The organism is Brachybacterium sp. P6-10-X1 (genome assembly GCF_001969445.1).
Taxonomy (GTDB): Bacteria; Actinomycetota; Actinomycetes; order Actinomycetales; family Dermabacteraceae; genus Brachybacterium.
The window spans coordinates 2,485,853-2,504,420 of the sequence record NZ_CP017297.1 but is presented as its reverse complement, the minus strand read 5'-3'; the positions used below and the strand labels follow the sequence as shown (position 1 = coordinate 2,504,420).

Genomic DNA, 18,568 nt, shown 5'->3' with positions numbered 1-18,568 from the left:
ATTCCCCTGCCGTGGTGACCCTGCCTCGTCGACTTCTGGACGCGTCCGCCGGTGGCCCAGCAGGATGAACCCATGAGCGACCTCGCCGCACGACTGCGCACCCTGCCCGCCTTCCCGGAGGAGATGCCCGAACTCGATCTCGAGGCCCTGCCCGAGGATCCGATCGAGCTGTTCCTGGCCTGGCTCGAGGACGCGATCGCCAGCGGTGCCCGACAGCCCCATGCGATGACCTTCCAGACGCTCCTGGCCGACGGCAGCCCCGTCGGCCGCACCCTGATCCTCAAAGATCTGGACGAGACCGGCTTCCATGTCTCCACCCGGAACACCTCCCGCAAGGCACACCAGCTGGAGGAGGATCCACGGGCGGCGATGACGTTCTTCTGGCGCGAGAGCGGACGCCAGGTGCAGGTCTTCGGCCCGGTGGTCGCGCTCGGCGAGGACGTCTCCCAGCGCGATTGGCTCGCCCGCCCGAACTCCGACGGGCAGCCGAACCCCGAATGGCAGGTCTACGCGCTGGACCCGCACGAGATCGAGTTCATGCAGGCCCGGGCGGACCGCAACCATGTGCGCGCCGGATACGTCCGTGAGGGAGGGCGCTGGTCCCACGGCCCGGTCACGACCCCGGCCGGCTGAGCCGCGAGGGGACGAGCCGGAGACGGTCAGCTGACGATCGTGGCGTCGGCCCGCTGGGCCTCCAGCAGGTGGTCGCGCGAGTACCCGGTGATGCCGATGGTCTGTGCCCGGCCCGGATCGGAGACCAGGATGTTCCCGTCGGAATCCTTGCCCTGGGCGACGACGAAGTGGCCGTAGTCCGCCTCCTCGTCGATCAGCGTCCCGTGATGGACGTGCAGGATCACGACCGACCCGCTCGCGGCGGCGTCCACACCTTCCTCGTACTGGGAATGCGTGGCGGTGCCGTCGTACTCACGGATCCCCTTCTCGAGGTCCTTGAGGAACGCGCCCCAGTAGTCGACGCTCTTGGCCGATGCGTCGCCCTCCGGGGACAGACCGCAGGCGACGCGCATGTTCTTGACCGCGGTGGCATTGCCGCCCACCGCCGCGCCCTTCGTCCCCGAGACGTAGTGCTCGGGGGCCTTGCCGGCGGCGACCAGCGCGATCACGGCCGAGGTCGGGCCGCAGTTCTCGCCGTCCCAGGGGCCGGTGCCGATCTGGTCGATGACCACGAGGTCGCTCGCGGCGTTCGCCTCCTTGGCGGCCAGCAGACCGGCGGCAGCGGCCAGGCCGGCGATGCCGAGACCGCGGAACGCGGTGCGCCGGCTGATGGGGGTGGTCATGGGGCTCGTCATCCGGGATCCCTCCGATGAGTTCCTGGCGGTCGTCACGGGAGCGCCTGGATCACAGGTCGTCGTCCGCCGGGCCCCACGCTGGGAGAGACGAGGCCACCGCGACAAGGGGTGAGTGACGCACCGCAATGCGTGTCGTGGGCGACACGACGACCGGCACGACGCGCCGCGCAGCTTCCGTGCTGGTCAGGCGGACCGGAGCGGGGCTCTGACCGTGGTGACCGCCTGGTCGGTTCCCAGCTCGAAACGGCGATGCGGGCGTCCGTAGGCCATGGCGCGCCCCTGGTCCATGAAGCCGAGTTTCTCCAGCACGCGGGCCGAGGCGGGATTGTCGACGTCGACCAGCGCCACCAGACGCGGCAGCCCCAGCGGCCCGAACGCGGCCCGCACGCACAGCCGTGCGGCCTCCGTCGCGAGTCCCTGGCCCCACCGCCGACGGGCCACGGTGTAGCCGAGCTCGATGCCATGATCGGTGGCCTCCAGGCCCGCGTCGCCGATCAGCTCCCCGGTGCTCCGATCCACCAGGGCCCAGAACGCGAAGCCGTGCTCGTCCTGGTGCCGGCGGTACCCCTCGACCATCCGGGAGGTCTCCTCGGCGGCGGCCGCTCCACCCTCGCCGACGTACCGCATGACGAGCTCGTCCCCGTAGACCTCGAGCGCGGCCGAGGCGTCGGCCGACTCGAAGGGACGCAGCAGCACGCGGTCGCCGAGCAGCGGGAAGGAGAGCGGCATAGCGGCAGTGTGAGGTGCGCCGACGGCGGTGGTCAACGCGATTCCGGCGGGGTCCCACGGGCTACCCTGGCAACGATGTCCCGCGCCGCGCTCCTGCCTCCCGTGCTGCTCGGCCTCGTGGTCCTGCTGCTCGTGCAGATGGTGGGCCTGGCCGTGTCGGAGCTGTTCGGCCTGCCCGTCCCCGGTGTGGTCCTCGGGATCGTGCTGTTGATCGTGCTCGGACTGCTGCGGCCGACGCGCGCGGTGCTGCGCGTGGCGGAGCCGGCCGCGACCCCGCTGCTGCAGCACCTGCAGCTGCTGTTCGTGCCGCCGGGGGTCGGCATCGTGCTGGAGATGCACGCCCTCGCCCGGAACGCTCTGCCGGTCGCCCTCGCCGTCGGCGGCTCCTTCGTGGTGACCCTGCTGGTCGCGGGCTGGGTGCTGCAGGCGCTGCTGCGCCGGCAGGACCGCCGGCGGAACCCCGGGAGGGCCGGCGCGTGAGCACGCTCATCCACCTCCCGGTCTTCGGCCTCGCCCTGACCCTGAGCGCCTACCTGCTCTCGCTGTGGCTCTATCAGCGGTCGGGCCGGCTCGGCCTGTTCTCCCCGGTGCTCGTCACCGTGGTCCTGGTCGCCGCCGTCCTCCAGCTCACGGGGCTGCCGTACTCCGAGTACCTCGAGCAGGTCACGGTGCTGACCCTGCTGCTCGGCCCCGCCACCGTGGCGCTCGCGCTGCCGCTGCTGCGCAACGGTCGAGCCCTGGCCTCCTCGGCGCCGGCGGTGCTGGTGACCCTCGCGGTCGGCGGCGCGATCAGCGTCGCGATCACCGTGGGGGCGATGACCGCCTTCGGGGCGGGCGAGGACATGCTGCGCGCCGCTCTGCCCAGGTCGGTGACCTCGCCGGTGGGGCTGTCGATCGCCGAGATGCTCGGCGCGTCCGTGCCGCTCGCGGTGGTGCTGACGCTGATCTCCGGGGTGCTCGGAGCCGTCGTCGGCCCGGCGCTGCTGACCTTGGCCCGGGTGCGCGACGAGCGGGCCCGGGGATTTGCCATCGGGATGACCTCCCACGGCATCGGCACCTCGCGCGCGCTCGCCGAATCGTCGACCGCCGGCGGCTGGTCCAGCGCGGCCATGGTGATGAACGCTCTGGTCATGACGATCGTGCTGCCGATCGTGGCGTCGCTGGTGGCCGGCTGAGCACAGCAGTCGAGTTCTGCGTTGCTGGTGCCACAGCCGGCGGTGGCAACGCCAGTGCAGAACTCGGTGTGTGGCGGTGGTCAGCTGAGGTCGAGGAAGGCGCGCAGCTCCGCGAAGGCCGCCGGGACCACCGAGTAATGCGCCCAGCGACCCTTCTGCTCTCGGGTGAGGAGCCCGGCCTCGACCAGCTTCTTCATGTGATGGCTGACGGTGGGCTGCGAGATGCCGAGCGGTTCGGTGAGATCGCAGGCGCACACGTCTCCGCAGCCGCGCACCGCCACGTGCGAGAGCAGCTGCAGGCGGGTCGGGTCCGAGAGCGCCTTCAGGCGCAAGGCCAGATGCTCGGCCTCCTCGGCATCGACCGGGCCGGCCCCGAGTGCACAGCAGTCGACGGCGGCCGACGTGCCGGGCTCGCAGGACACGGCGTCCGACGTCGACCCCGGGCCGCGGTCCGAGGTGTCGGCGAGGGTGCCGGCCTCCCGGGAGGTGAATTGCATCGGCTGCGGGGACGTGGCGGGGGACATGGGCTCACCTTACATTGACGAGTATCTATGTCGCAGGCTACCGTTCGCATCGATGTCCGTCCATAGGAAGAGGTAGCGCCGTCATGACGACGACCGCCGCACGCAGTGCGCCGACGGGTGTCGCCGGGGAGATGTCGTTCCTGGACCGGTGGCTGCCGGCATGGATCCTGCTCGCTATGGTGACGGGTCTGCTGCTGGGACGCCTGATCTCCGGCATCGGCCCGGTGCTCGAGGCCGTGAGCATCGCCGGTGTCTCGCTGCCGATCGCCCTCGGGCTGCTGGTGATGATGTACCCGGTGCTCGCCAAGGTGCGATACGACGAGACCCGCCGGATCAGCGCCGACCGCCGGTTGATGATCACCTCGCTGGTGCTGAACTGGATCATCGGCCCTGCCCTGATGTTCGCCCTGGCCTGGATCTTTCTGGCGGATCTCCCCGAGTACCGCACCGGACTGATCATCGTGGGCCTGGCCCGCTGCATCGCCATGGTGCTGGTCTGGAACGACCTGGCCTGCGGCGACCGCGAGGCCGCCGCCGTGCTGGTGGCGATCAATTCCGTCTTCCAGGTGATCGCCTTCGGCGCGCTCGGCTGGTTCTACCTGCAGGCGCTGCCTTCGTGGCTCGGACTGTCGACCACCCCGGCGGAGTTCTCGATCGGGGCGATCGTGCTCAGTGTGCTGGTATTCCTGGGCATCCCGCTGCTGGCCGGTGTCCTCACCCGCGTGCTGGGGGAGCGGGCGAAGGGCCGCGCCTGGTATGAGGATCGCTTCCTGCCGCGCATCGGCCCCTTCACCCTCTACGGGCTGCTGTTCACCATCGTGCTGCTGTTCGCGCTGCAGGGCGATGCGATCCTCTCCGCTCCGGGGGACGTCGCCCGGATCGCGCTGCCGCTGCTGGCCTACTTCGTGCTCATGTTCCTGGGGGCCCTGCTTCTCAGTCGGGCCGTCGGCATGGACTATGCCCGCTCCACCACCGTCGCCTTCACCGCCTCGGGCAACAACTTCGAGCTCGCGATCGCCGTCGCCATCGGCACCTTCGGGGTCAGTTCCGGACAGGCGCTCGCCGGCGTCGTCGGCCCCCTCATCGAGGTGCCCGTGCTGGTCGGACTGGTCTACGTCTCGCTCTGGCTGGGCCGACGCCTGTTCCCCGGCGACCCCACCGTTCCCGCCCGCGCCCGGGAGAGGATCTCCGCATGAGCGCCCGGATCCCACACCACAACCCGTCCTCGGCATCCGGTTCCTCCCCGATACCGTCCGTCCTGTTCGTCTGCGTCAAGAACGGCGGCAAATCCCAGATGGCCGCCGCCCTGATGGAGGCCCGCGCCGCCGGCTCGGTCGAGGTGCACTCGGCTGGGACCCGGCCCGGCACATCGACCAACGCTCTGTCGGCCGAGGTCGTCGCCGAGGTCGGCGCGGACATGTCCGGTGGGCACGCCAAGCCCATGGACCCCGAGCTCCTGTCCCGCGTGGATCGGGTCGTGGTGCTGGGGGAGGAGGCCGTGGTCGATCCGGTCCCCGGGATGGCCGGAACAATCACCACCTGGCGCACTGACGAGCCCTCCGAGCGCGGCATCGGAGGCGTCGAGCGCATGCGCCTGGTGCGGGACGACATCGATCACCGGGTACAGGAGCTGCTCGCGGAGCTGACGGTCGACGGGTCCGCTCGCTGAACTCCTGGCGGGGCCGGTGGACGGTAACCTCGGGCAGGAGTGAGCGAAGACCCTGGCAGCTACCTGGAACCGGAAGAAGGACCTCTCCATGAGGGCGATTGCCGACCACGACGCCTACATCGCCGCGGCACCCGAACGTTTCCACCCCTCACTGCAGAGGGTGCGGGCGATTCTCGGCCGCACCCTGCCGGATGCAGAGGAGGTGGTGGCCTACGACATGCCGGGATTCCGGATCGGCGGCGCGGTCGTCGCGAGTTATGCGGCATTCAGCAAGCAGTGCGGGCTGTATCTCCAGGCGGGCGCCCTCGCCGAGCATGCCGAGGACATCGCGGCCGCCGGCCTCAAGGCGACCCGGACCGGGATCACCTTCTCCCCGAGCAGACCGATCCCGGACGAGCTCGTGGAACGACTGGCGCTTGCCTCGCGGGAGGCCGCCGTGGTCAGACTGCGCGATCATTCGACCAGGAGGCGGGCGGTGCCGGCAGCATCCCGTCCCGACCTGGCCAGAGGTATGACCGGCGGTGATGCGGGAGCTCGCGCCCCTCACGGCACGAGGAGCGTGCGCAGGTGCTCCGTCGGCCGCGCGAAGGCCGCCGGTGCCGCGTCCAGGTCGACCGGCTCCCCGAGGATCTGCCCCCACGGGAGCGAGCGTCCGGGTGAGGAGGCGAGCAGCGCGACGGCGGCAGCCAGGTGCCGGCTCTCGTAGTTGTGCACGCCGATGACGGTGCGTCGGCCGCGCACCAGCCGTTCCGGATCCATGGGGACGGTCGGGCCCGGGAACACGCTGCCGGCGAGCACGGCCGCTCCGCCGACGTCCAGGGCATCGAGCGCGGTCCTCACGCCGGCCGGCGCCCCGGAGAACTCCAGGGCCAGATCTGTCCCGTCGCGGAGCTCCGCGGCGGCGTCGGACGACGGGAAAGCCGAATCCGCCCCCGCCTGGAGGGCGAGCTCGCGCCGCACGGCCGACGGGTCGATCGCGCGCACCTGGGCAGCGCCGCCTGCCCGGGCTGCGGCGACCGCCAGCAGTCCCAGCATGCCCACCCCATTCACCAGGACGCGGGCACCCGGCAGGGGTGCGGACGCGGCGGCGCAGAGGGCGGCCATCACGGTCGCGCCCGCGCAGGACGCGATTGCGGCGGGCCCGTCGGGCACCGTGTCGGGAACCCGCACCACGCAGTGACCGGCCGGGAGCACCACATGGCTCGCGTAGGAGCCGGACAGCGGCCACGACCCGTCCCACGGCTCATGCCCCGCCTTGCGCAGGGTGCGGCACTTCGCGCCGTGCCCCGCCCGGCAGCGGTCGCACCTGCCGCAGGCCGAGATCACGGACCAGACGATCCGGTCTCCGGGCCGCACCGGCTGCCCCTCGAGGTCGGTCGGCTCGAGCTCGGTGTCCGTTCCGGGACCGGCGGCGGCCATCGGCCCGATCGCGGTCACCTCGCCCACGCCCTCGTGCCCGAGCACACCAGGGCACGGCGCGTCCCGTCGGCCGTCGACGGTATGCCGGTCGGAGCCGCAGATCGCGGCGGTCCGCACCCGCACCAGCAGCTCACCGGAGGCGAGCGAGGGCAACGGCCGGCGCACCAGCTCGAACCTCCCCCCGCCGGTCCACACCAGCGCGCGCACCGACGTCATCGCCGCTCAGACCAGTCCGCCGACATCGGAGCGGGCGGGCAGCTCCGCGACCGAGTCCACCACGAGGTCAGCGCCCGCGGCCTCATGGTCTGCGCGGGAGAGCTTCCCGGTGAGCACGCCGACCGCGAGCACCCCGGCCCGCCGGGCGGACTCGACGTCCACCGCGGTGTCCCCGACGGAGAAGACCTGGCCCGGATCCGTGACGCCGGTGCGCTCCATGACCTGCTGGATCATGAACGGGGCGGGGCGGCCCTCGGGCACCTCGTCGCCGCAGACCACCGCGTCCACCGTCGGGGTGTGGCCCCCGGGCCCCACCGTCCAGCCCATCCGATCGAGGATCAGATCGGCGATGTCCCGGGAGAAGCCGGTGGTCAGACCCACTGCGAGACCCCGTTCGCGCAGCGCGTCCAGCGCGGCCTCGATGCCGGGCAGCGGCACCGGAGGGTTCTCCGTGTAACTGCGCGTGAGCTCGGCGAGAAACCATGCGAAGGCCGCCTCGACCCGCTCGTCGGAGGCGTCGACACCGCCGATCCGGAGCAGGTTCGTGATGGCTGAGCGCTTCTCGGTGCCCATCCACTGCTGGAAGGTGGCGTCGTCGAAGCAGGCGCCCTCCCGCTCGACGGACCCGCGCAGCACGCGATACACCTCGTGGCGGTCGTCGATCGTGGTGCCGGCCATGTCGAACACGGCGAGCCGGTACTGAGGGGTCATGTCATCTCCTGGGTGGGGCGGACGGGGCGGATGCGGGGATCCGACGGGACGAGAGGGGCGGGGAAGAGAGGTTCGGACGAGGGACCGCCGACGCGGGACGGCCGACGGGGTGGGGCGACGAGGCCTGCCGACGGCGGTCGGCCGACGGGGTGGGTCGGCGGGGTCCGGCCGATGACGGTCGGCCGACGGAATGGGCCGACGGCGTCCGGCCGACGGGTCGTGGGCGCTGCGGGCATCGCTCGGGTCAGCGCACCGCGCGGCGCAGCCAGATCGAGAGCGCCTCGACGGCCAGCACCACGGCGACCATCAGCAGCACGATCGCGGTGACCACCTCGAACTGATTGACCCGGGCTGCGTTCAGCAGCAGGAAGCCGACGCCGCCCGCACCCACCACCCCGAGCAGGGTCGCGGAGCGGATGTTGGTGTCCAGCAGGTACAGCAGGTGCGCGACGAATGCCGGGGCCGCCTGGCGCAGGGTCGCGGCGAAGAAGACCTGCGGACCGGTCGCGCCGACGGTGCGCACGGCGTCCTGGACGCGCACGTCGGTCTCCTCGAGGGAATCGGCGATCAGCTTGGACAGCAGACCCACGGCCCCGAGCGCGAGGGCGAGCGTGCCCGCCACCGCGCCCAGGCCCGAGATCACCACGAAGATGATCGCCAGGATCAGCTCGGGGATCCCGCGGATCACCACGATCAGCAGTCGGAACCCGGTGTGCACGGCGCGCTGTGCGACCACGGTGCGGGCCGCGAGGACTCCGATGGGCACGGCGAGGATCGCGCCCAGCAGCGTCGCGGCCAGGGCGATCTGCAGCGTGACCAGCAGATCGGCGAACACGGTGGAGGCGGTGCCGCCGAAACCGGGCGGGAGGAACAGCATGGCCGTCTCCGGGATCGCGAGCAGACCGTCCAGCAGCACGGTGATGCTGATCTGGACCTCCGCCAGCGCCGCGAGAGTCACGACCACCACCGCCAGGCCCCCGAGCAGACGACGGATCCGCGCCAGGGACCACGGCACCTCGATCCGCGCCGCGGCAGACGGTTCCTGGCGTCCCCGGGAGCGGTCCAGAAGTCGGTCGGTCCAGGTGGACGGCGTGCTGCGGCCACCGCTGCGGGGCAGCATCGCCGCACGCACGGCGCCGGAGAGCAGCTCGACCGCGATGCACAGCGCGAGCACCACCAGCGCCAAGGACATGCCGCGCTGGTAGTCCAGGGCGCGCAGGGCGTCGGCGATCTCGAGGCCGATCCCGCCCACGCCCACGTACCCCAGCAGCACCGAGGTGCGCAGGTTGATGTCGAAGCGGTGCAGCGCGGTCGCGACCACCTGCGGCAGCAGCGCCTGCGGGATCGCGGCCCAGATCTGCTGCCGACGGGTCCCGCCGACGACCTCGACCGCCTGTCGGGGAGCGTCGTCGAGCTCCTCGAGCGCATCGGCGTAGAGCTTGCCGATCATGCCCACCGAGTGCAGCCCCATCGCCAGGATGCCGGCCAGCGGGCCCAGCCCGAACAGACGCAGGAACACGATCGCCAGCACCAGATCCGGGACCGCGCGGGCCAGCACGATCACGGTGCGGGCGGTCCCACGGGTGATCCTCCCGCTGGTCGTGGCGCGGGCGGCGGCGAGCGAGACCGGGACCGAGAGCACGACGGCGAGCACGGTGGACAGCACCACGATCGCCAGGGTCTCCAGGATCATCGCGGCCAGCTCGGACGCGGGCGGGAAGTCGAGCGGGACCATCCGGCCGGCGAAGTCCACGGCGTTGCCGAGCGAGCCGAGGATCGTCGGCACGGAGATGCCGAGGTCGAGGGCCGACCAGATGCCGAGGCCGAGCAGGACCGCCATCACCACGGCGGCGCCGAGCGAGCCGGGGGAGGGGCGACCGACGGGGCGGGCCGGCCGCTCGTCCAGGGCGGGAGCGTCGGAGGCGGTGGGCGTCGAGGTGCTCATGCGGGGGCCGCCGAGGAGGCTCCCGCCACCACCGGGGCGGCCGTTGGCCGTCGATCGGCGAGGGGCTCGAGCTCGGAGGCGGCGGGCGTCGCGACCGAGTCGTAGATCCGGGCCGCATCACGCGGGGCGAGGCCCGCGGTCGCGTGGTCGAAGACCACCTGCCCGCTGCGCAGCCCCACCACGCGGTCGGCGACCTCGAGGGCGATCTCGACCTGGTGCAGCGCGGTGACCACGGTCAGGCCGTCCTCGTTGCGCAAGGATCTCAGCAGGTCGATGATCTGGGCCGAGGAGACCGGGTCCAGGGAGGCCACCGGCTCGTCGGCCAGCAGGATCCGCGGATGCTGCTGCAGCGAGCGAGCGATCGCGACCCGCTGCTGCTGGCCCCCGGAGAGGGTGTCGGCCCTCTGGTGGGCGCGATCGGCCAGGCCGACGCGCTCCAGATGCGCCAGCGCTTCGCGGCGCACCGGCTTGGGATACATCAGCAGGCTGAGGCGGGGGCCGCGCAGCGTTCCGAGGGACCCGGTGCACACGTTCTCCAGCACCGACATCGGTCCCACCAGACCGAAGCTCTGGAAGATCATGCCCAGGTCGCGGCGCTTGACCCGCAGCTGGACCGGGGAGAGGTCCGCGAGCGTGTCCCCGAGGACGCGGACGGTGCCGGAGGTCGGCCCCTGCAGTCCGTTGAGGTGGCGCAGCAGCGTCGACTTGCCCGAGCCGGACAGCCCCAGCAGCGCGGTGATCGAGCCGCTCGTGAGGTCGAGGCTGAGGTCGTCGAGCCCCTTGACCCCCTGGCCGAAGTCCTTGGTGACGCGGCGCAGGCTGATGACGGGGTTCTCGGGGCGGGAGGTGGCGGTCATGAGCGGATCCCTTCGTGCGGGGTGCAGGTCGCGCCGGGCGTCGACGAGGCCTCGGAGCAGGTGTCGCGACTCGTGTCAGCTGACGGAGCTGCAGGCGTCGGCCTCGGTGACGGTGCAGAGGCGGCGGATCGGGTCGTAGTCCGCGTCGGAGACGGGGACGTAGCCCCACTCGATCTCCTCGGGCAGTTCGCAGTCCTCCTCGGACTCGCAGATCCCCTCCTCGACCAGGGCGGGCTTGTTGGCCGTGGTCCGGATGGCGTCGCGGATCTTCTCGATGGTCCCGGCGTCGAGCGTCGAGGTGTTCAGGGCGATCGGGTCCTCCGGGATCGGCTCGGACTCCCAGACCGGGGTGAGCGCATCGGGCTCGACCTGACCGGACTCGGTGAGGGTGGTGAGCATCGTGTCGTGGGCGAAGGCCGCGTCGACCTCGCCGCCGGCGAGGGCCAGCAGGGAGGCGTCGTGGCCGCCGGCGAGGACCGCCTCGAGGTCCGCGTCGATGTCGAGGTCCTCGCTCATCAGGCCCTCGAGGGGGACCAGGTAGCCGGAGGTGGAGGCCTTGTCCACGAAGGCGACCTTCTTGCCCGCCAGGTCGGCCAGAGAGGTGATGTCGCTGCCGGCCCGGGTGTAGCACAGCGAGGTGTAGGAGGGGGTCGCTCCCTCCTCGTGCACGGGCGCGGCGATGGCCTCGAGCGCGATGCCGCTGTCCTTGGCGATCACGTAGGAGAAGGGACCGTAGGAGGCGATGTCGACCTTTCCGGCGCGCTGGCCCTCGATGACCGCCGCGTAGTCGGAGGCGTTCTGGAAGGTGACGGGCCTTCCCGTGACCTGCTCGATGAGGGTGACGATGTGGCCGAAGGTCTGCTCGAGCGACTGGGAGCTCTCGGCGGGGACCGCGGCGAACACGATCTCCTGGGAAGCGCTGCCGGAGCTGCACGAGGACAGCGCACCGGTGCCGAGGACGCCGGCGGTGAGGCCGGCGAGGGCGGTGAAGCCCTGACGGCGGGTGAGGCGGGGCGAGGGGTGCGGCATGGCGGGTCCTGTTCTGGAGGGAGAGTTCTGGAGGGAGATCTGCAGGCGGGGGGCGCGGGGTCTGCGGACGATGGGGTCAGGCGGCCAGGGCGGGAGCGTTCTCGAGCACGCGCTCGGCGATCCCGAACCCGAGGGTCATGCCGACGCCGCTGGTGACGACGGCGACGGTGGTGGAGGCATCGGGATGCTCGATCACGAGCGTGGTGCCGGGCGCGTCGCTGTAGCGGCCCAGCCAGCGCTGGAGCACGCGCGGCCGCTCGATGCCGAGCAGCGCGGCGGCCCTGCCGAGCAGCAGCTCGGAGAGCCCTGCGTCGAGGAAAGGGTCGGGGGAGTCGTCGTAGGCGTGCGAGTCGCCCACGAGCAGACCGCCGCCGATCCCCGTGACCATGAGGTTCGCCCGGCACGCGGTCAGCTCGGGCTCGCGCTCGGCCAGTTCCGCGCGCAGGGCTGAGGTGCCGGGCATGGCGGCGAAGCCGTCGTAGCGGGCCAGCGAGGTTCCGGTGAGCACCGCGAGATGGGCGGGCAGGGGCTCCGGCCGCTCGATGAGGGCCATCGCGAGGGTGCACTGGGTGATGCCGTGACGATCGGCGATGGCGGGGACGAGGCCACCGACGCCGGTCCCGGGGCACACCACGACGCGCTCGGCGCGGTGGGTGCCACGGGTGGTCCCGACGACCCCGTCGGCCGTGTGCAGCACCCGCTCGTTCCAGCGGAACCGCACCCCCCGCGCTTCGAGATGCGCAGCCAGATCAGGCACCGCGGTGCGCGGGTCCACGCGCATGTCCAGGGGCAACCGGGCGCCGCCGACGGTCTCGAGCTCGTCGTGGGCGAGGGCGGTGCGGGTCTCGGCGACGGTCAGCATCTGCACCTGCTCGCTGCCGCGATGGGCGGCGAACTCCTCGAGCACCCTCAGCTCCGCGGCGGTGGCGGCGGGGACGACGGTGCCGGCGGTGGGGGCCCACAGGCCGGAGCCGGCCGCCGCGCGCAGCCACCCGGAGCGGGAGGCCATCGCGAGATCCTGGAGCTCGTCGGACTGGCCGGTGAAGCAGGCGTGACCGAAGTTCTGGATGCTGGAGCCGACGGGGCGCGCGGACTCCTCGATCACGGTCACGTCGAGGCCCTGGTCGAGGGCACGATGTGCGGTGGCGAGTCCGAGGATCCCGCTGCCGACGACGATCAGGTCGCATTCGGTGCTCATGTCTCGAGACTGGACTCTCGCCGAGCCCATGTCGAGAGATGTATATACAAGTCGACAACCTGTTGGCCATTTGTCACCGGGAGGTCACCAGCACGTCATCTGGGGAGCTCTCGGCCCGCTCCCGGGCGTTCGGCGTGCATAGGATCAGGGGCGGACCACGGCGAGAGAGGGCGCGGACGGCGACGGAGGGGAGAGGGGAACCGATGGCGGGCAGTGCACGGGGGGAGCGAGGGGCGGCGGCCTCCGACGGCGCGCGGGCCGGGCGCGGGATGACGAGCGAGGGCGGTGCCCGAGGCACGCAGACCTACGCCGGGATCGTCACGTACCTCCGGCGGGAGATCGCCTCGGGACACCTCGGCCCCGGGCAGACCGTGCCGTCCGAGTCCGAGCTGTGCGCCCGCTTCGAGACCTCCCGCGGTCCGGTGCGACAGGCGCTGGGCATCCTGCGCGACGAGGGGCTGATCTCCTCGGGGCGGGGCAGGCGCTCCGTGGTGCTGGAGACGGTGCCGGTCCAGCCCTTCGACGTGGCGCTGTCCTTCACCCAGTGGTGCCGCGAGGTGGGGATGGAGCCCGGCCAGCGCACCGAGTCCATGACGAGATCCTGGGCCACCCGCGCCCAGGCGGACTCCCTCGAGATCGATCCCGGCGACCCGGTCGTCCAGCTGCTGCGCCTGCGCTCCGCCGACGGGGTGCCGATCATGCTCGAGCGCCTGTGCTACCCGTACGAGGTGGGCCGCCACGTGCTCTCCTTCGACCCTGATTCGGGCTCGGTCTACGAGCGACTGATGGCCAGCGGCGTCGACATCCACCATGCGACCCGCATCCTCGACGCCGTCGGCGCGGACGAGGACGACTCCCGGCTGCTCGGCGTGGACCCGGGCGCTCCGCTGATGCGTCTGCGGCGGCGTGCCTTCACCATCGACGGTCGCCCGATCGAGTGGTCCGACGACCGCTACCTGCCTCGCCACGCCCAGTTCGCCTCCACCGCGGTGCGCGGCGCCGCGAACGGTCTGTCGATGCTCAAGGGCCTCTGACCCGGGCCCGGCCCGGGCCCGTCGGCTTCCGCCGGGACCGGTGAGGGTCCGCCGGTCCCCTGCATGCCGAGCTCTGCGCACTGGGTGCCACGGCGGGCGGTGGCCACGAGAGTGCGGATCTCGGGACCGGTGAGGGTCGGAGAGCCGGTGGGGCGGCGGTGGACCGGGACCGGGGAATGGGGCTGGGCGCAGAGGGAATCTCCTCCGAAAGTCGGGTGCGCGGAGGCACGGAATCCGGGAGGATGGAGCGCCATGGTCGTGTCCGGGTGCCGACGGGTGCCGACCTGCCCAGCGATCTGCTCCGCATGTCGATCTGGCCCATTCCACGATCTGCTCCGTCGTGCCGGCACGACCGGGCCGATCCCGCCTTCCTGACTCGCTTCGCGGACAGGATCTGTCCGCCTTCGCCCCTACGGTCGATCCTGCTGCCGACCGCGGTGGCGCCGCCGACCGCGGCTCGGCATCGACCTGTGCCCATCGCATCCTGCTCTGACCGAGGAACACCATGCTCTGGACCGTCATCCGACGCCACGTGCGCCCCTATCTCCCGCACGTGGCCGCCGTGATCGTGCTGCAGCTCGCCACGGTGATGGCGACCTTGTACCTGCCCAGCCTCAACGCGGACATCATCGACCAGGGCGTCGCCACGGGGGACACCGCCTACATCTGGCGGGTCGGCGGAATCATGCTGATCGTCGCGATGGTGCAGGTCATCACGGCGATTGCGGCCGTCTGGTTCGGCGCCCGCGTCTCCATGGGGATGGGCCGGGACGTGCGTCGTTCGATCTACACCCGGGTGGACCGCTTCTCCACCGAGGAGCTGTCCCGCTTCGGCGCCCCCACCTTGATCACGCGCGCCACGAACGACGTCCAGCAGGTCCAGATGCTCGTGCTGATGACGCTGAACTTCATGGTCATGGTGCCGATCATGTCCATCGGCGGCATCGTGATGGCGATCCAGGAGGACCCCGGGCTGTCCTGGCTGGTGTGGGTCTCCGTGCCGATCCTGGTGGTGATCGTCGGCCTGCTCGTCACGCAGCTGATGCCTCTGTTCCAGCGGATGCAGGACAACATCGACTCCATCAACGGCGTGATGCGCGAGCAGATCATGGGCATCCGCGTGGTGCGGGCCTTCGTGCGTGAGAAGCATGAGACAGCCCGCTTCGAGGGCGCCAACGCCACCCTCACCGACACCTCGGTGCGGATCGGCCGGCTGTTCGTGATCATGGGCCCGGCCATCACGATCGTGCTGCACCTGGCCACCGCCTCGGTGCTGTGGTTCGGCGGCCACCGCGTGGACGACGGTCTGGTGCAGGTGGGTGCGCTGACCGCCTTCATGCAGTACCTGCTGCAGATCCTGATGGCCGTCATGATGGGCACCTTCATGTTCATGATGTTCCCGCGCGCGATCATCAGCGCCCGGCGCATCGGCGAGGTGCTCGAGACCGCTCCCACCCTGTCCGAGCCCGCCGATCCCGTCGCGCTCGAGCACACCACCGGCGGGGCGAGCGTGGAGTTCCGCGACGTGACCTTCTCCTATCCCGGTGCCGAGTCCCCGGTGCTGGACGGTGTCTCCTTCACCGCCGAGGCCGGTCGCACCACCGCGATCATCGGTTCCACGGGGTCCGGCAAGACGTCCCTGATCAGCCTGATCCCGCGACTGCACGACGCCACCAGCGGGCAGGTGGAGCTCGACGGGGTGTCGGTCACCGACCTCTCCCGCGCCACGATCTCGGCCACCGTCGGACTCGTGCCGCAGCGGCCCTACCTGTTCTCCGGGACCGTCGGCCACAATCTGCGCTTCGGCGACCCGGCGGCCGACGACGAGCAGCTGTGGCGGGCGCTCGACGTCGCCCAGGCCACCGAGTTCGTCACCGACCGCACCACCGGCGAGGGGGAGAGCCTGCGCACCGGGCTGGAGTCCTCGATATCCCAGGGCGGCACCAATGTCTCCGGTGGCCAGCGCCAGCGGCTGTGCATCGCCCGCACCCTGGTGGCGCGGCCGCGGGTGTTCGTCTTCGACGACTCCTTCTCCGCCCTGGACGTCGCGACCGACGCTGCGGTGCGGGAAGGGCTGGATGCGCACACCGAGGGCGCGACCACGATCATCGTCGCCCAGCGCATCTCCACCATCACCGGCGCCGATCAGATCATCGTGCTCGAGCAGGGCCGGGTCGTCGGCCGCGGCACCCACGAGGAGCTGCTCGAGACCAGCCAGACCTACCGGGAGATCGTCGACTCCCAGATCACCGTGGAGGAGCCGGCATGAGCCGCGCGAAGAAGGACCGGACCGCCCAGGGCGACTCCGCGAAGAGCCCGTCGGCCCCGGCCGGGCGCGCCACCGCTGACCTCACCGAGGCGGAGATCCTGGAGATGCAGGATTCCATGAGCGGCGAATGGGGCGAGTCCGCGCCCCGCAAGGCGAAGGCCTTCTGGCCCTCCGCCATCCGCTTGGCCGGCACCTTCGGCGACCACAAGCTGGGGCTGGCCGTGGTGCTGGCCTTCGGGATCGTCTCCACGGCCCTGACCGTGTGGGCTCCCGCGATCCTCGGCGACGCGATGGACGTCATCTACGACGGGGTCCGCTCCGGTACCGGCGTCGACTTCCCGGCGCTGGGCCGGCTGCTGCTGATCGTGCTGGGGATGTACGTGGTCGCCTCCCTGTTCGACTGGCTGCAGGGGCGCCTGCTGAACGACGTGGTCATGCGCATCGTGTACGTGCTGCGCGAGAAGATCGAGGCCAAGGTCAACCGCCTGCCGCTGAGCTACTTCGATACCCGCCAGCGCGGCGACCTGCTCTCGCGCACCACCAACGACGTCGACAACGTCCAGACGGCCCTCCAGCAGGCCTTCGCCTCGCTCGTGTACGCGGTGCTGACCATCGTGGGCATCACCGCGATGATGTTCTGGCTGTCCTGGCAGCTGGCGCTCATCGCCCTGATCGCGCTGCCGATCTCCGCGGTGGTCATCGGGATCGTCGGCTCGAAGTCGCAGAAGCTGTTCACCGCCCAGTGGCGCAACACCGGCCGGCTGAACGGCCACGTCGAGGAGTCCTTCACCGGACACGACCTGGTCACCGTCTTCGACCGCCAGGACACGATGCGCGAGACCTTCGATACGCGCAACGAGGAGCTGTTCGACGCCTCGTTCAAGGCCCAGTTCTACTCCGGCATGATCATGCCGATCATGCAGTGGGTGACCTACCTCGGCTATGTCGGCATCGCCGTGGTCGGGGGCCTGCGGATCGCCGGCGGCCAGATGTCGCTGGGCCAGGTCGTCGCCTTCATCCAGTACTCGCGCGAGTTCAACGCCCCGCTGGGCGAGGTGGCCGGGATGGCGAACATGCTGATCTCCGGCGTCGCCTCCGCCGAGCGGATCTTCGAGCTGTTGGACGCCGAGGAGCAGGAGGCCGACGGCGAGATCACCGTGGCCTCCTCCGGGCCCGACGGGGAGAGCGTGGAGCGCCGGATCGAGCGTGCCGAGCTCACCGGCCCCACCCGCGGCCGCATCGAGTTCGATCACGTCGCCTTCTCCTACACCCCGGACAAGCCGCTGATCACCGACCTCTCGCTCGTCGCGGAGCCCGGGCAGACCATCGCGATCGTCGGCCCCACCGGCGCCGGCAAGACCACCCTGGTCAACCTGATCATGCGCTTCTACGAGATCGACGCCGGCCAGATCCGTCTGGACGGCGTGGACATCCGTGCGCTGGATCGCGGCGCGGTGCGCAGCCAGATCGGCATGGTGCTGCAGGACGCGGTGCTGTTCGGCGGGACCATCATGGAGAACATCCGCTACGGCCGGCTCGAGGCCGGCGATGACGAGGTGATCGCCGCGGCCAGGGCCACCTTCGTGGACCGTTTCGTGCGCACCCTGCCCGAGGGGTACGACACCGTGATCGAGGACGAGGGCGCGAACATCTCCGCCGGGGAGCGCCAGCTGGTCACCATCGCCCGCGCCTTCCTGGCCGACCCGGCGCTGCTGATCCTCGACGAGGCCACTTCTTCGGTGGACACCCGCACCGAGGTCCTCGTCCAGGAGGCGATGGCGGCGCTGCGCACCGACCGCACCAGCTTCGTCATCGCCCATCGCCTGTCCACCATCCGCGACGCCGACGTGATCTTGGTGATGGAGCACGGCGACATCGTCGAGCAGGGCGACCACGACGCGCTGCTGGACGCCGAGGGCGCCTACCACCGCCTCTACTGGTCGCAGTTCGCCTCCGGCGTCGACCCCGACGACGAGGAGGCCGTGCTCGAGGGGTCGGCCGCCGTCACCGGGGAGATGGCCGCGGTGACCGGCGACGTGACTGTCGTGACGGGGGAGGCGGCTGCGGTGGCTGTCGTGACGGGGGAGGCGGCTGCGGCGACCGGCGAGCCGACGGCGGCGACCGGCGAGCCGACGGCGGCGGAGAGAGGAACGCCCCCGACCGGAGGCTGACGGACCCGACCGGCCTCTGCTGCTCGCTCCGCCGGCCCCCGACCGGCCGTGGCCCGCCCACCCGGCCTCTGCCGACCCGGACCACCCGGCCCAGACCACCCGGCCCGCCGGCCGAGTTCTGCGTAGGTGGTGCCACAGGGCCGGGTGGCACCGAGAACGCAGATGTCGGAGAGCGGTGCCGGTGGGGGCCGGCCTCTGCTGCTCGCTCCGCCGGCCGAGTTCTGCGTAGGTGGTGCCACAGGGCCGGGTGGCACCGAGAATGCAGATGTCGGAGCGTGTGTGCCGGGTGATGGGGCCCTGGCGCAGGGCGGGGAT

General features: G+C 71.4%; 17 protein-coding genes and 1 pseudogene. 9 read left to right on the top strand and 9 right to left on the bottom strand.

Features of this window, described 5'->3' with window-relative positions; all coding sequences use genetic code 11:
* Positions 1 to 72: 72 nt before the first annotated feature.
* Positions 73 to 633 carry a pyridoxal 5'-phosphate synthase gene (locus BH708_RS11275; protein WP_076808744.1) on the top strand — a complete coding sequence of 187 codons (561 nt, stop codon included), beginning with the start codon at positions 73 to 75 and terminating at the stop codon, positions 631 to 633.
* A gap of 26 nt (positions 634 to 659) precedes the next feature.
* Here the strand turns inward: BH708_RS11275 and BH708_RS11270 are convergent, their stop codons facing one another.
* Entirely contained in the window at positions 660 to 1,295 is a 636-nt protein-coding gene (locus BH708_RS11270) for a hypothetical protein (RefSeq protein ID WP_076808743.1), read from the bottom strand.
* 195 nt (positions 1,296 to 1,490) lie between these two features.
* The gene (locus BH708_RS11265; RefSeq protein ID WP_076808740.1) at positions 1,491 to 2,036 is read right to left on the bottom strand and encodes a GNAT family N-acetyltransferase; all 546 of its coding nucleotides are present in this window, start codon (positions 2,034 to 2,036) and stop codon (positions 1,491 to 1,493) included.
* Between the two features lie 75 nt (positions 2,037 to 2,111).
* On the opposite strand from BH708_RS11265, the gene BH708_RS11260 reads away from it, so the two are divergent.
* Together BH708_RS11260 and BH708_RS11255 are read left to right on the top strand one after the other, a co-directional pair.
* On the top strand, positions 2,112 to 2,516 hold the full coding sequence (locus BH708_RS11260; RefSeq protein WP_076808739.1) for a CidA/LrgA family protein: 405 nt from the start codon (positions 2,112 to 2,114) through the stop codon (positions 2,514 to 2,516).
* Positions 2,513 to 3,211, top strand: a complete 699-nt coding sequence (locus BH708_RS11255; protein WP_076808737.1) for an LrgB family protein — start codon at positions 2,513 to 2,515, stop codon at positions 3,209 to 3,211. The genes BH708_RS11260 and BH708_RS11255 overlap by 4 nt, the downstream gene beginning before the upstream one ends.
* Positions 3,212 to 3,291: 80 nt before the next feature.
* Here BH708_RS11255 and BH708_RS11250 read toward each other — a convergent pair whose 3' ends face one another.
* Complete coding sequence (locus BH708_RS11250) at positions 3,292 to 3,735, bottom strand: helix-turn-helix transcriptional regulator (protein WP_253705312.1); 444 nt, start codon at positions 3,733 to 3,735, stop codon at positions 3,292 to 3,294.
* Between the two features lie 83 nt (positions 3,736 to 3,818).
* Here BH708_RS11250 and arsB point away from each other — a divergent pair, with 83 nt between their 5' ends.
* From arsB to BH708_RS11235, 3 genes and pseudogenes are all read left to right on the top strand, one after another.
* Complete coding sequence (gene arsB / locus BH708_RS11245) at positions 3,819 to 4,931, top strand: ACR3 family arsenite efflux transporter (RefSeq protein WP_076808735.1); 1,113 nt, start codon at positions 3,819 to 3,821, stop codon at positions 4,929 to 4,931.
* The gene (locus tag BH708_RS11240; protein WP_076808733.1) at positions 4,928 to 5,404 is read left to right on the top strand and encodes a low molecular weight phosphatase family protein; all 477 of its coding nucleotides are present in this window, start codon (positions 4,928 to 4,930) and stop codon (positions 5,402 to 5,404) included. Before arsB ends, BH708_RS11240 begins: the two co-directional genes overlap by 4 nt.
* An 88-nt stretch (positions 5,405 to 5,492) precedes the next feature.
* Positions 5,493 to 5,807: pseudogene (locus BH708_RS11235) on the top strand (iron chaperone); the annotation flags it as partial.
* 140 nt (positions 5,808 to 5,947) lie between these two features.
* Here the strand turns inward: BH708_RS11235 and BH708_RS11230 are convergent.
* The 6 genes from BH708_RS11230 to BH708_RS11205 all read right to left on the bottom strand — a co-directional run bounded on the left by BH708_RS11230 (position 5,948) and on the right by BH708_RS11205 (position 12,779).
* Positions 5,948 to 7,039 (bottom strand): zinc-binding dehydrogenase, encoded by a 1,092-nt coding sequence (locus BH708_RS11230; protein ID WP_076808731.1) that lies wholly within the window; start codon positions 7,037 to 7,039, stop codon positions 5,948 to 5,950.
* A gap of 6 nt (positions 7,040 to 7,045) precedes the next feature.
* Positions 7,046 to 7,750: a phosphonatase-like hydrolase gene (locus BH708_RS11225; RefSeq protein WP_076808729.1), complete on the bottom strand. Its 705-nt coding sequence runs from the start codon at positions 7,748 to 7,750 to the stop codon at positions 7,046 to 7,048.
* Positions 7,751 to 7,994: 244 nt separating this feature from the next.
* Entirely contained in the window at positions 7,995 to 9,695 is a 1,701-nt protein-coding gene (locus BH708_RS11220) for an ABC transporter permease (protein ID WP_076808727.1), read from the bottom strand.
* The gene (phnC, locus tag BH708_RS11215; RefSeq protein WP_076808725.1) at positions 9,692 to 10,552 is read right to left on the bottom strand and encodes a phosphonate ABC transporter ATP-binding protein; all 861 of its coding nucleotides are present in this window, start codon (positions 10,550 to 10,552) and stop codon (positions 9,692 to 9,694) included. The genes BH708_RS11220 and phnC overlap by 4 nt, the downstream gene beginning before the upstream one ends.
* 75 nt (positions 10,553 to 10,627) lie before the next feature.
* Entirely contained in the window at positions 10,628 to 11,581 is a 954-nt protein-coding gene (locus BH708_RS11210) for a phosphate/phosphite/phosphonate ABC transporter substrate-binding protein (protein WP_076808724.1), read from the bottom strand.
* Between the two features lie 76 nt (positions 11,582 to 11,657).
* On the bottom strand, positions 11,658 to 12,779 hold the full coding sequence (locus tag BH708_RS11205) for a TIGR03364 family FAD-dependent oxidoreductase (protein ID WP_076808722.1): 1,122 nt from the start codon (positions 12,777 to 12,779) through the stop codon (positions 11,658 to 11,660).
* 203 nt (positions 12,780 to 12,982) lie between these two features.
* On the opposite strand from BH708_RS11205, the gene BH708_RS11200 reads away from it, so the two are divergent.
* The 3 genes from BH708_RS11200 to BH708_RS11190 all read left to right on the top strand — a co-directional run bounded on the left by BH708_RS11200 (position 12,983) and on the right by BH708_RS11190 (position 18,253).
* A complete protein-coding gene (locus tag BH708_RS11200; RefSeq protein WP_216639464.1) occupies positions 12,983 to 13,813 on the top strand; it encodes a GntR family transcriptional regulator in 831 nt (276 codons plus the stop codon).
* A gap of 505 nt (positions 13,814 to 14,318) precedes the next feature.
* Positions 14,319 to 16,082, top strand: a complete 1,764-nt coding sequence (locus BH708_RS11195) for an ABC transporter ATP-binding protein (RefSeq protein WP_076808720.1) — start codon at positions 14,319 to 14,321, stop codon at positions 16,080 to 16,082.
* Positions 16,079 to 18,253: an ABC transporter ATP-binding protein gene (locus BH708_RS11190; protein ID WP_083713519.1), complete on the top strand. Its 2,175-nt coding sequence runs from the start codon at positions 16,079 to 16,081 to the stop codon at positions 18,251 to 18,253. The genes BH708_RS11195 and BH708_RS11190 overlap by 4 nt, the downstream gene beginning before the upstream one ends.
* The last annotated feature ends 315 nt before the right edge of the window (positions 18,254 to 18,568 follow it).